Genomic DNA, 12,610 nt, shown 5'->3' on the forward strand with positions numbered 1-12,610 from the left:
GGCACCGGGATCGGCACGTTGATGCCGACCATGCCCACATTCACCTTGGAGGCGAAGTCGCGGGCGGCGTCGCCGTCGCGGGTGTAGATCGCGACGCCGTTGCCGTATTCATGATCGGAGGGCAGGCGCAGGGCCTCGTCGTAGTTCTTGGCGCGCACGACCGACAGGACGGGACCGAAGATCTCTTCCTTGTAGATGCGCATGTCGGTGGTCACCTCGTCGAAGAGGCAGCCGCCCATGTAGAAGCCGTTCTCGTAGCCCTGCATCTTGAAGTCGCGGCCGTCGACCACGAGCTTGGCGCCTTCCTGGACGCCGAGATCCACGTAGGAGCGCACCTTTTCCATGTGGGCCCGGGTGATCATCGGGCCGAAATCGGCGGACGGATCAGTGGAGGGGCCGACCTTCAGGCTTTCCACGCGCGGGATCAGCTTGTCCATGAGCGCATCGGCCGTCGCCTTGCCGACGGGAACCGCCACCGACACGGCCATGCAGCGCTCGCCCGCCGAGCCGTAGCCGGCGCCGATGAGGGCGTCCGCCGCCTGGTCGAGATCGGCGTCGGGCATGATGATCATGTGATTCTTGGCGCCGCCGAAGCACTGGGCGCGCTTCCCGTTCGCCGCCGCGCGGGAATAGACGTACTGGGCGATCGGCGAGGAGCCGACGAAGCCCACGGCCTTGATGTCCGGATCATCGAGGATCGCGTCCACCACTTCCTTGTCGCCGTTGACCACGTTGAGGATGCCAGCGGGAAGGCCCGCTTCCATCATGATCTCGGCCAAGCGCATCGGCACGCCCGGATCGCGCTCGGACGGCTTCAGGATGAAGGCGTTGCCGCACGCGATGGCGGGGGAAAGCTTCCACAGCGGGATCATGGCCGGGAAGTTGAACGGCGTGATGCCGGCCACCACGCCGAGCGGCTGGCGGATCGAGTACATGTCGATGCCGGGGCCAGCGCCTTCCGTGAACTCACCCTTCAGGAGATGCGGAATGCCCGTGCAGAACTCGGCCACCTCGACGCCGCGCTGGATGTCGCCCTTCGCGTCGGCAACCGTCTTGCCGTGCTCGCGGGCGAGCACGTCGGCGAGGCTGTCGGTTTCCTTGGCGATGAGCTCGAGGAACTTCATCATGACGCGGGCGCGGCGCTGCGGGTTCGTGGCCGCCCAGGCGGGCTGCGCCGCCTTGGCGTTCTCGACGGCCTGGCGCAGCTCGTCCTTGGAGGCCAGCGCCACCCGGCCGAGAACCTCGCCGGTCATGGGCTGGAAGAATTCGGTGGTGCGACCCGACTTGCCGGCAACCTGCTTGCCGCCGATGAAATGTCCGACCTCGCGCATGGCGTCGTCTCCTCCTGAGAGTGTTTTTCGTGCCCTTCTTCTATCATTGTTGAAATCGCACGACTATGGGTGAAACCGAAGCACCGTTGTGCGAAAATGCCAATATGGCCAAGGTAGGCCCAAAGGGGGCCTAAGGGAGGTCCAAGATAGGCCATGAGCGCTTTCGACTGGGACGATCTCCGCTTTTTCCTGGCCGTCGCCCGCGCCGGCCGTCTCACCGTGGCGGCGCGGCAGCTGGAGGCCGACCACACCACCGTGTCCCGCCGCGTTTCGGCCCTGGAGGCGGCCCTCAAGGCCAAGCTGTTCGAGCGCAGTCCCCAGGGCTACACCCTGACCGAACAGGGCGAGCGGCTCCTGAAGCACGCGGAGAGCATAGAGACGCAGGCGTTTGCCGTCGCGAGCGAGCTCGGCGGGGCGGACCTCGCCCTGTCGGGCACCGTGCGCATCGGCGCGCCGGACGGGATCGGCACCTATTTTCTCGCCCCCGAGCTCGGGGCGCTGGCCGAGCGGCATCCGGGCCTGACCCTGCAGCTCGTGGCCCTGCCGCGCACCTTCTCGCTGTCCAAGCGCGAGGCCGACATCGCCGTGACGCTGGAGCAGCCGACGGAAGGGCGTCTCGTCTCGCGCAAGCTCACCGATTACCGCCTGAGGCTCTACGCCTCCCAGGATTATCTCGACCGCCACGGGCCGGTGACGGAACTGGCCGATTTGTCCGGAAAAACCCTCGTCACCTATGTGGCGGACCTGCTCTACAGCCCGGTGCTCGACTATTTCTCGGGCCTCGAGAAATATACTGCCCGCCGCTTCGAATGCGCCAGCGTGGTGGCCCAGGCCGAGGCGGTCCGCGCGGGCGTCGGCATCGGGATCCTGCACGACTACGCCGTGCGCCAGTTCCCGGAGCTGCGGGTGGTGTTGCCCGAGGTGTCGTACCTTCGCACCTATTGGCTCGTCACCCACGCGGATGTGCGGTCCTTACGCCGGGTGGAGGAGGTTTATTCCTTCATCCTGAGCCGCGTGCGGGCCCATCGGGGGCTTTTTGTCTGAGGCTTTGCCCTTCACGCGAGCCCCTTATGGGACTAAGTCAGACGCCAAAGGACAACCCACGGAGATCCCCATGCCCTCCAAGCTCGAGCAATTGCGCGCCATGACGGTCGTCGTCGCCGATACCGGCGACCTCGACGCGGTGCGCCGCCTGAAGCCCCAGGACTGCACCACCAACCCGACCCTGCTCCTGAAGGCGGTCGAGACGCCCGCCTACGGCCACATCATCGAGGAGGCCCTGGCCTGGGGCCGGTCCCATGGCGGGTCGCGGGATGATGTCGTGTCCGCCATCTGCGACCGGCTGGCGGTGGCGTTCGGAGCCGAGCTTGCCAACATCGTGCCCGGCCGCGTCTCGACGGAAGTGGACGCCGACCTCTCCTTTGACACCGAAGCGACGGTCGCCAAGGCGCGCGCCATCATCAAGGCCTATGAGGAGCGCGGCATCGGGCGGGAGAAGATCCTGATCAAGATCGCCTCCACCTGGGAGGGCATCCGCGCGGCGGAAATTCTCCAGAAGGAAGGCATCGACTGCAACCTCACGCTCCTGTTCTCCCAGGCCCAGGCCCAGGCCTGCGCCGAAGCGGGCGTGTTCCTGATCTCGCCCTTCGTCGGCCGCATCCTCGACTGGCACGTGAAGGCGGGCGGCGGACCCTACACGGGCGAGACCGATCCGGGCGTGCTGTCGGTGCGCAAGATCTACGCCTCGTACAAGGCGCAGGGGATCAAGACCGTCGTGATGGGCGCTTCCTTCCGCAATATCGGCGAGATCGAAGCGCTCGCCGGCTGCGACCGCCTCACCATCTCGCCCGCGCTCCTCGACGAGCTGGCGAACGCGCAGGGCGACCTGCCGCGCAAGCTCTCGGCCGAGAACGTGGAGACGATCCAGCCCCTGCCGCGCATGGACGAGAAGAGCTTCCGCTTCGCCCTGAACGAGGACGCGATGGCCACCGAAAAGCTCGCCGAGGGCATCCGCTCCTTCGTGAAGGACCTGCGCTCCCTGCGCACGCTCGTGGCCCAGCGGCTCGACGAGGCGAAGGCGGCTTAGTATACATTGTTACGGAGGGAGCATATGCTCCTTCCGTAACAATGAGAGCGGTTTATGCAGCGCTCTTTAGGGAGAGCGAACTGTCAGTGATAAAAGAAGATTCTGCCGAAGGTCCAAGCTACGATGCAGAGCTTGCTGCGGACCTAATTGGCAAGACATTGCTTGTCGGCCTTACGTACCTTGATAGCAATGGTTCTCTGGCCAATCGACGCCAACTATTTGGCACTGTCATCTCATGTGACGAGAGAAAAGGCATCGTTCTTAAGCTCAGCGGAAGTGACGAGCTTTTTACGATAGCGCCAATTACTGACGCTATCGAACCTGCTGCTCCGGGAGTCTATCAACTAAGCGATGAAGACGTTGAAGTGATAGATCCAGATTTTACAGCCCTGCTAACGGTGAGAAAGCCTGTACAGCATTAGCAAGGCTGCATCTTAAGCTTTCCCCGCCATCGCCTTCTCGCGGATCTGTGTCAGCGACATGGTCGGGGTGATGACTTCCGGGTCGATGATGCAGTGGAGGATCGCCGGCTTGCCGGAGGTCAGCGCGCGCTGCAGGGCGGGGGCGAATTCCTCCGTCAGGGTCACGCGCTCGCCGTAGCCGCCGAAGGCCTTCGCGTAGGCGGCGAAGTCGGGGTTTTTCAGCATCGTGGCCGAGACGCGGCCTGGATATTCACGCTCCTGGTGCATGCGGATCGTGCCGTACATGCCGTTGTCGAGCAGGATCACCAGGATCGGCAGGTCGTATTGCACGGCGGTGGCGAATTCCTGGCCGTTCATGAGGAAGTCGCCGTCGCCCGCGAACACCACCACGGGGCTGTCGGGTCGGATGCGCTTGGCCCCGACGCCGGCCGGGACGCCGTAGCCCATGGACCCGGAGGTCGGCGCCAGCTGCGTGCCGTATTCGCGGAAGGGCCAGAAGCGGTGGACCCAGGTGGCGAAGTTGCCCGCGCCGTTGCAGAAGATCGTGTCAGCGGGCATCACCTTGCGCAGGTGAGCCATCACCTCGCCCATCTGCAGGCCGCCGGCGGTGCGGATGGCGCTCGGATCGCTCCAGGCGAGATAATCGGCATGTGACGTCTTCGTGCCCTCGCTCCAGGGCAGCAAAGCCGGGGGATGCACGCCCTCCAGGGCCGCCGTGAAGGCGACGGGCGAGGCGTTGATGGCGAGATGCGGGGCATAGACCCGGCCGATCTCGCTCGGATCGGGATGGACGTGAACGAGCTTCTGCTGCGGGGCCGGAATGTCGAGCAGCGTGTAGGCCTGGCTCGGCACCTCGGAGAGGCGCCCGCCGACGAGCAGGACGAGGTCGGCTTCCTTGATGCGCGTGAGCAGCTTCGGGTTCACCCCGAGGCCGAGATCGCCGATATAGGAGGCGTGATCGGCGGGAAACAGCATCTGGCGGCGGAACGTGCAGGCGACCGGCAGTTCGAAACGCTCGGCGAAGCGCACGAAGCGCTGCACCGCCACCTCGGACCAGCGGCTGCCGCCGAGGAGCGCGACGGGATTCTTCGCGCCCTGCAGCAGCTTCTGCAGCTCGGCCATCTGCGTGAGGCCCGGATGCGTCTCGACGATCTGGTAGCGCGGCGCGTCGGCGACCTGCGCCATCTCCGTGAGCACGTCCTCCGGCAGCGCGATCACGACGGGACCGGGACGGCCCGAGGTGGCGACGTGGAAGGCGCGGGAGATGATCTCGGGGAAGCGCGCCGGATCATCCACCTCCGTGGCCCATTTGGCGAGCGGCCCGAAGGCGGCGCGGTAATCGAGCTCCTGGAACGCCTCGCGCTCGCGCATGCCGCGCTCGATCTGGCCGACGAACAGGATCATCGGAGTCGAGTCCTGCTTGGCGATGTGGATGCCCGGCGAGGCATTGGTCGCGCCCGGGCCGCGGGTGACGAAGCAGATGCCGGGGCGTCCGGTGAGCTTGCCGTAGGCTTCCGCCATCATGGCGGCGCCGCCTTCCTGGCGGCAGACCGTCACGTCGATCTTCGCATCATGCAGCGCATCCAGCGCCGCCAGATAACTCTCGCCCGGAACGCAGAAGATGTGATCGACCCCGTGAAGAGTCAGCTGATCGACAAGAATCTGGCCGCCGGTGCGGGAGGGCGCTGTCATGGAAGGCTCGCGATATGAGAGGGCAGATAAAGAAACGGAGGGCATTTCTGCCCTCCGCCGTGTTCTTACGAGGATCAGGCGTCCACGTCGAACTTCACGCCCTGGGCGAGCGGAAGCGTCGAGCCGTAATTGATCGTGTTGGTGGCGCGGCGCATATAGGCCTTCCAGGCATCGGAGCCCGACTCGCGTCCGCCGCCCGTCTCCTTCTCGCCGCCGAAGGCACCGCCGATCTCGGCACCCGAGGGGCCGATGTTGACGTTCGCGATGCCGCAATCCGAACCCGCCGCCGACACGAAGGCTTCGGCCTCGCGCAGGTTGAGGGTGAAGATCGAGGAGGAGAGGCCGGCGCCGACCGCGTTGTGCAGCGCGATCACCTCGTCGAAATCCGAATAGCGCATCACGTAGAGGATCGGCGCGAAGGTCTCACGCGTCACCGGGCCGGTCTGGCTCGGCATCTCGACGAGGGCGGGGCGGGCATAGACGCCCTCGTTCGCCACATCCGTGTAGCGTCCGCCGCCATGCACCTTGCCGCCGGCCGCGCGGGCCTCGTCGAGGGCACGTTCCATATTGTCGAAGGCCGCCTTGTCGATCAGCGGGCCGACGAGCGTTCCTTCCGCGCGCGGGTCGCCGATCTTCACGCTGCCATAGACCTTCACGAGGCGCGGCACGAGCTGGTCGTAGACGCTCTCGTGCACGAAGAGACGGCGCAGGGTGGTGCAGCGCTGGCCCGCCGTGCCCATGGCCGCGAAGGCGATGCCGCGCAGAGCGAGATCGAGATCGGCCGACGGAGCCACGATCGCGGCGTTGTTGCCGCCGAGCTCAAGGATCGCGCGGGCGAAACGCTCGGCGAGCTTCGGACCGACCTGGCGACCCATGGCCGTCGAGCCGGTGGCGGAGAGAACCGGGACGCGGTGATCCTCGACGAGGATCTCGCCGATCTCGCGGCCGCCCAGCAGCACCTCACAGAGACCTTCCGGCACGCCGCCGAAGCGCTTGGCGGCGCGCTCGACGATGGCATGGGTGGCAAGGGCGGTCAGCAGGGTCTTCTCGGAGGGCTTCCACACCACGCTGTCGCCGCACACGAGGGCGAGCGCCGCGTTCCAGGACCACACGGCCACGGGGAAGTTGAAGGCCGAGATAACGCCGCAGACGCCGAGCGGATGCCAGGTCTCCATCATGCGGTGATCGGCGCGTTCGGTCGCGATGGTCAGGCCGTAGAGCTGGCGGGACAGGCCGACGGCGAAATCGCAGATGTCGATCATCTCCTGCACTTCGCCCAGACCTTCCGAGACGATCTTGCCGGCTTCCAGCGTCACGAGGCGGCCGAGGTCGTCCTTGGCAGCGCGCAGTTCCTCGCCGAGCAGGCGGATGAACTCGCCGCGCTTGGGCGCCGGGACCTTGCGCCAGGCCTTGAACGCGGCGTCGGCGCGGCCGATGGCGGCCTTGGCCTCGTCGGGCGTCGTCTCGCGCACATGGCCGATCACCTCGCCGGTGATCGGCGACAGGGCCGGGCGGCCGCCGGACGCGAAGGCGCTTTCCGGCACGCCGAGGCGCGCGAGAATGGCGCGGGCCTCATCCGCAACGGAAGCGGGCGCGGAGGATACGGGTTTCAGGCTCGCGGTCATGTTGGTTCTCCCTGGATGCGGGCTTGGGCCCATGGGGCCCGCCACCCTCGCTTGTCTTTGAAACGAAACGACGGCGGCTATCATGCCACCGTCTTAATGCATGACCGGGAAGCCTGGGAACTGCTTTTCCCGAATAGGGTCATGCCAATTAGTCAAGAACCCGACGGCTTGGGCCGCCTCGCCTCGTCATCACCTCCCCGGATCAAGTCCGGGGACGCCATGATGTCGAGGTCGCGTTTAGGCCACCGCGTCGAGGCGGATGTTCTTCACCGCCGGCTCGTGGCCCTCGTCCAGGCGCTCGCCCGCATAGACGCGGCCGAAGCGGTTGGCGAGGAACGTGTCGAGGCCGATCTCCTCCTGGCGCACGAAGCCCTGCTTCGGCAGTTGGCCCGCTACGAGCAGGTCGAGCATGGCGCAGATGCCGGCCGCCGTGGTCACCTGGATGGCGGTGCGCTGGGTGCCGGCGACCTTCTGGCCGTAGACGCTGCGGGCATAGGTCTCCTGAACGTAGCGGCCGTCGCGCTCGCCGGTCACGGTCACGAAGACGATGACCATGTCCTGCATGGTGGCCGGAACGGCGTTCTCCAGGATGTCCTTCAGGACTTCGCGGCGGTTGCGCAGCTGAAGGTCGTTGAGCAGCACGCGCATCAGGGCGCAGTGGCCAGGATAGCGAATGGTCTTGTAGTTCAGGTTGCGCACCTTGCCTTCCAGCGTCTCGCACAGGGTGCCGAGGCCGCCCGAGGTGTTGAAGGCTTCGTAGCGGGTGCCGTCGAGGGAGAACTCTTCGAGCTCCTCCATGGCGGGAACTTCGCGCAGCTTGCCGTCCACGACCGCCTCGCAGCGCTCGATGTACTCGTTGATGACGCCGTCAGTGCTCCAGGTGAGGTTATAGGAGAGGGCGTTCGAGGGATATTGCGGCAGGGCGCCGACGCGCAGGCGCACGGTGTCGAGCTTGTCGAACCGGCTTGCGATGTCATGGGCCACGATGGAGATGAAGCCCGGGGCGAGGCCGCATTGCGGAATGAAGGCCGTGGTGGCGCCTTCCGCCAGCTCCTTCACCATGCGGGTGGTGGCCACGTCCTCGGTCAGGTCGAAATAGTTCACGTCGGCGAGGCGCGCGGCCTGGGCCACGTGGCCGGTCAAGTGATAGGGGGCGGCGCTGAGCACGGCGTAGCGGCCCTTGAGAGCATTCTGCAGGGCGACCGCGTCATTGAAGTCGAGCTGGACCGTCTTGATGCCACCCTTGGCGACCGCTTCGAGAGCTGCGGCGGACGAATCCGCGACGGTGACGTCGTAGTCGCCGGTCTCGTGAAGCATGTCGACGATGGTGGAGCCGATCTTGCCGGCGCCGATGACGAGGATCGAGTGCATGGAGTTCTCCCTGTGATGGCCCCAGAAAAAGGCAAACCCCTGCAGAACGCCATGGACAGGCTGACGGAAAGACGAGTATTTATCGGCAGATCGCCAAAGTGACTGGTCATTCTGATGCTCGACGCCACGGATCGTGCCTTGATTGCGCTCCTGCGGGAGAACGCCCGGATCGGCCATGCGGAGGCGGCCCGGAGGCTCAAGCTCTCCCGCACGACCGTGCAGGCCCGGGTCGAGAGCCTCGAGCGCCGGGGGGTGATCGCCGGCTATACCCTGCGCCTGGCCGAGGAGGTGGCGAGCCGCATGGTGCGGGCGCATGTGACCATCGTGGTGGCCCCCAAGGCCTCGGGCGGCGTCGTCTCGGCGCTGCAGCGCATGCCAGAATTGCGCGCGCTTCATTCGGTCGCGGGTGTCTTCGATCTCCTGGCGGTGGTAGAGGCTGAGGACGTTCCCTCCCTCGATGCGGCTATCGACAAGATCGGCGCGGTCGAAGGGGTGGAGCGCACGCAATCCTCCATCATCCTCTCAACGAAATTCGAACGATGACCTCTGCAGCTTCTTCTTCAGCCGATGTCGTGATCGTGGGCGGCGCCGTCATGGGCTCCTCCACGGCCTATCACCTGCTCGCCGATTCCGGCTTCAAGGGACGCGTCGTCGTCATCGAGAAGGATCCGACCTACCAGCTTTCCGCCTCGGCCCTGTCGGCGGCTTCGATCCGCCAGCAATATTCGAGCGCGGTGAACATCCGGATCTCGCTCTACGGCATCGATTTCCTGCGCTCCATCGGCGACCGTCTTGCCGTTGACGGCGACCGGCCCGAGATCGGCCTGAAGGAGGGCGGCTATCTCTACTGTGCGTCTGACGCCGGTGCCCCGATCCTGGCCGAGAACCAGGCGCTGCAGGCGGCCGAGGGTGCCGATATCCTGTTCCTGAAGCCGGACGACCTGAAGGCCCGCTTCCCTTGGCTCAACGCGGATGATCTCGCGGCCGGCACCTGGGGACGCTCGGGCGAGGGCTGGTTCGACGGCTGGGGCCTTTTGCAGGCCTTCCGCAAGAAGGCGCGCTCGCTCGGCGCCGAATACATGAAGGGCGAGGTCGCGGAGGTCGAGCGGGACGGCGGCACCATCGTGGCCGTGCGCCTCAAGGACGGAACCCGGATCGCCTGCGGCACGCTCGTCAATTGCGCCGGCTCCGGCGGGCGGGCGCTCGCCGCCATGGCCGGGCTCGACATCCCGGTCCAGGCCAAGCGCCGCTACGTCTTCACCTTCTCGTGCAAGGGACCCGTCGAGAACTGCCCTCTGCTCATCGATACCTCGGGCGCCTATGTGCGGCCCGAAGGGGAGGGGCATTTCATCTGCGGCGCCTCGCCGGAAGCGGATCTCGATCCCGACTGGTTCGACGAGGATCCCGCATCGCAGGAGATCGATCACACCTTCTTCGAGGAGTTCATCTGGCCGAACCTGGCGCATCGCGTCCCGGCCTTCGAGGCGATCAGGCCGGGTCGCGCCTGGTCGGGCCCTTACGACATGAGCCTCCTCGATCACAACGCGATCATCGGCCTGGCCGGCGGGTTCAAGAACTTCTACCTCTGCAACGGCTTCTCGGGCCATGGCCTGCAGCAGGCCCCGGCGGTCGGCCGGGGCCTGGCCGAACTGATCGTCCACGGCGGCTACCGCACGCTCGACCTGTCCGAACTCGGCCACGAACGCGTTCTCGCCAACCGTCCGCTGCTCGAGCGGAACGTGATCTAAAGCCCGCCTTCCTCGAATGACCGATAGGCCCAGACCCGGCCGCCGCGATTCAGATAGCGCTGCATGAGGCCGGGCTGGTCGGGGTCCGGCCGGGTGTCGACGGCGAGTTCGTTGACGCCTTCCCGGTCGGCCCGCTCGTCGCTGCGGCGCGAGCCGGTGCCGGTCGTCGTCCCTGAGCCCTGGTTGGATTGGGCGAACTCGTCCGCCCTGAGATCCGTGGTGCCGAGGTCGTCCGAACCTTCCGCCATCAGGCCCATGCCGGGCAGGGCGCTCGTGTTGGTCATGCCGCCTTCCGCACCGCCGGTGATCCCGGCCCCGAGTGGAGCGCCCGCATCGGCTCCGGACCGGTCGGATGCGTGCTCGCTCAGCCACTCACGGCTGCTGGCGTCGAGATCGACTGGATCGAACATCTCCAGCACCCGCAGGGCCTCCTCGACATTGTCCTTGTCGACCTGCGCGGCGATCAGGGCGCAATGCCTGTGGATACCCTGGGCGAAGAGCCGCTTGTCGGCTTCCGGAAGGTTCAAATCTTGGAGAGCGTCCAGGGTCTCGTCCCTGGCCGAGAGCGCGCGAAAGCCCGAGATCGACGAGATCTCCCGCGCCTCCGCATTGCCGGCAGCGACGATTCGGTTCTGAGCGATGCCCATTTCCAGAAGGGATTGAAGGGCTTGGCGGGCTTGGGCGGGATCCCTGAACAGGGCGGCGATCATCTGGGGCATGGGTCTCTTCCGTTGAGTTGTTTCCTCAACGAAGAGGCGTTCCGGCCTGTTCCCGTCGGCCGCCGTTAAGTCTTTTGGCGGAAAGGGGCTTCCATTTTGAAGCCGGCTATGATTGTCATGTTTTCGTCATAGAAACGTCATCCGGCCTTAATGCAGGGGTGATGAACGACAAGAACGTCCCCGACGGGATGACATGGGAGAGATCACTATGATGAAGAAGTCCCTTCTCGGCGCACTGGCCTTCGGCCTGGCGACGAGCACGTCCGCCTTCGCCCAGACCGAGATCCAGTGGTGGCACGCCATGACGGGCGCCAACAACGAGGTCGTGAACCGACTGGCGGAAGAGTTCAACAATTCGCAGAAGGACTACAAGGTCGTCGTCAGCTACAAGGGCCAGTACGCCGATACGCTGAACGCCGGCATCGCGGCCTTCCGCGCCGGTAATGCTCCCCACATCCTGCAGGTGTTCGAAGTCGGCACGGCGACCATGATGGGCGCCCGCGGTGCCGTGAAGCCCGTCTACCAGATGATGGCCGAGGCCGGCGAAAAGTTCGACCCCAAGGCCTATCTGCCGGCCATCACCGGCTACTACTCCACCGCCAAGGGCGAGATGCTCTCCTTCCCGTTCAACTCCTCCTCGATGGTCATGTGGATCAACAAGGACGAGCTGAAGAAGGCCGGCGTGAACGAGATCCCGAAGACCTGGCCTGAGGTTTTCGAAGCCGGCAAGAAGCTCAAGGCCGCCGGCCACGACACCTGCGGCTTCTCGAACGCCTGGGCCTCCTGGGCGAATGTCGAGCAGTTCTCCGCCTGGCACAACATCCCGATGGCCACCAAGGCCAATGGCCTCGACGGCTTCGACACGGAGATGAAGTTCAACTCTCCGGCTCACGTGAAGCACCTGCAGAACCTCGTGGATCTGCAGAAGGACAAGACCTACGACTATTCGGGCCGCGACTCGAAGAGCGAAGGCCGCTTCACCTCCGGCGAATGCGCGATCTTCCTGACCTCGTCGGGCTTCTACGGCAACGTGAAGGCCAACGCGAAGTTCGACTTCACCTCGGTGCCGATGCCGTATTATCCGGACATCCAGGGCGCTCCGCAGAACTCGATCATCGGCGGCGCTTCCCTGTGGGTCATGGGCGGCAAGAAGGCCGAGGAATACAAGGGCGTGGCCAAGTTCTTCGCGTTCCTGTCGGACACCGACCGCCAGGCCAAGCTGCACCAGGAATCGGGCTACCTCCCGATCACCAAGGCGGCCTACGAGAAGACCAAGTCTTCCGGCTTCTATGAGAAGAACCCGGTGCTTGAGACGCCCCTGAAGGAGCTGACCAACAAGGAGCCGACCGAGAACTCCCGTGGTCTGCGCTTCGGCAACATGGTCCAGATCCGCGACGTGATCTCCGAGGAGATCGAAGCGGCTCTCGCCGGCCAGAAGCCCGCCAAGGACGCCCTGGACGCAGCGGTCACCCGCTCGAACCAGATCCTGCGTCAGTTCGAGCGTACCGTTCGCTAAAACCGAACGACTGAAAACACTTTGTCATCCCGGGCGGCCGAAAGCCGTCCGGGATGATCTTATAGAACAACCACGCAGACCGGTGGACGCCGTCATCTGC

At 65.5% G+C, this 12,610-nt stretch carries 11 protein-coding genes; 6 read left to right on the forward strand and 5 right to left on the reverse strand.

Annotation, left to right across the window (positions count from 1 at the left end; genetic code table 11):
• Positions 1-1,331 (reverse strand): CoA-acylating methylmalonate-semialdehyde dehydrogenase (locus OC446_RS09110; RefSeq protein WP_262028716.1); only part of this gene is annotated, 1,331 nt, incomplete at its 3' end.
• 153 nt (positions 1,332-1,484) lie between these two features.
• Between OC446_RS09110 and OC446_RS09115 the strand changes: the two genes are divergently transcribed.
• From OC446_RS09115 to OC446_RS09125, 3 genes are all read left to right on the forward strand, one after another.
• Positions 1,485-2,375 carry a LysR family transcriptional regulator gene (locus OC446_RS09115; protein WP_262028717.1) on the forward strand — a complete coding sequence of 297 codons (891 nt, stop codon included), beginning with the start codon at positions 1,485-1,487 and terminating at the stop codon, positions 2,373-2,375.
• Positions 2,376-2,445: 70 nt separating this feature from the next.
• Entirely contained in the window at positions 2,446-3,417 is a 972-nt protein-coding gene (gene tal, locus OC446_RS09120) for a transaldolase (protein ID WP_262028718.1), read from the forward strand.
• Positions 3,418-3,503: 86 nt separating this feature from the next.
• Positions 3,504-3,839 (forward strand): hypothetical protein, encoded by a 336-nt coding sequence (locus tag OC446_RS09125; RefSeq protein WP_262028719.1) that lies wholly within the window; start codon positions 3,504-3,506, stop codon positions 3,837-3,839.
• Between the two features lie 12 nt (positions 3,840-3,851).
• Here the strand turns inward: OC446_RS09125 and OC446_RS09130 are convergent, their stop codons facing one another.
• The 3 genes from OC446_RS09130 to OC446_RS09140 form a co-directional block, all read right to left on the reverse strand.
• Positions 3,852-5,531, reverse strand: coding sequence for a thiamine pyrophosphate-binding protein (locus OC446_RS09130; RefSeq protein ID WP_262028720.1), 1,680 nt, complete (start codon positions 5,529-5,531; stop codon positions 3,852-3,854).
• A gap of 74 nt (positions 5,532-5,605) precedes the next feature.
• Positions 5,606-7,156, reverse strand: coding sequence for an aldehyde dehydrogenase family protein (locus OC446_RS09135; RefSeq protein ID WP_262028721.1), 1,551 nt, complete (start codon positions 7,154-7,156; stop codon positions 5,606-5,608).
• A 237-nt stretch (positions 7,157-7,393) separates the two neighbouring features.
• Entirely contained in the window at positions 7,394-8,527 is a 1,134-nt protein-coding gene (locus OC446_RS09140; protein WP_262028722.1) for a saccharopine dehydrogenase family protein, read from the reverse strand.
• 114 nt (positions 8,528-8,641) lie between these two features.
• Here OC446_RS09140 and OC446_RS09145 point away from each other — a divergent pair, with 114 nt between their 5' ends.
• Together OC446_RS09145 and OC446_RS09150 are read left to right on the forward strand one after the other, a co-directional pair.
• The gene (locus tag OC446_RS09145; RefSeq protein WP_181051179.1) at positions 8,642-9,070 is read left to right on the forward strand and encodes an Lrp/AsnC family transcriptional regulator; all 429 of its coding nucleotides are present in this window, start codon (positions 8,642-8,644) and stop codon (positions 9,068-9,070) included.
• The gene (locus tag OC446_RS09150) at positions 9,067-10,275 is read left to right on the forward strand and encodes an NAD(P)/FAD-dependent oxidoreductase (RefSeq protein WP_262028723.1); all 1,209 of its coding nucleotides are present in this window, start codon (positions 9,067-9,069) and stop codon (positions 10,273-10,275) included. The genes OC446_RS09145 and OC446_RS09150 overlap by 4 nt, the downstream gene beginning before the upstream one ends.
• On the opposite strand, the gene OC446_RS09155 is transcribed toward OC446_RS09150, so the two are convergent.
• Complete coding sequence (locus OC446_RS09155; protein ID WP_262028724.1) at positions 10,272-10,994, reverse strand: hypothetical protein; 723 nt, start codon at positions 10,992-10,994, stop codon at positions 10,272-10,274. The genes OC446_RS09150 and OC446_RS09155 overlap by 4 nt on opposite strands.
• A gap of 208 nt (positions 10,995-11,202) precedes the next feature.
• On the opposite strand from OC446_RS09155, the gene ugpB reads away from it, so the two are divergent.
• Complete coding sequence (gene ugpB, locus OC446_RS09160) at positions 11,203-12,510, forward strand: sn-glycerol-3-phosphate ABC transporter substrate-binding protein UgpB (RefSeq protein ID WP_262028725.1); 1,308 nt, start codon at positions 11,203-11,205, stop codon at positions 12,508-12,510.
• Positions 12,511-12,610 lie beyond the last annotated feature (100 nt).

It is taken from the genome of Microvirga sp. Mcv34, assembly GCF_024519725.1.
Classification (GTDB): domain Bacteria; phylum Pseudomonadota; class Alphaproteobacteria; order Rhizobiales; family Beijerinckiaceae; genus Microvirga.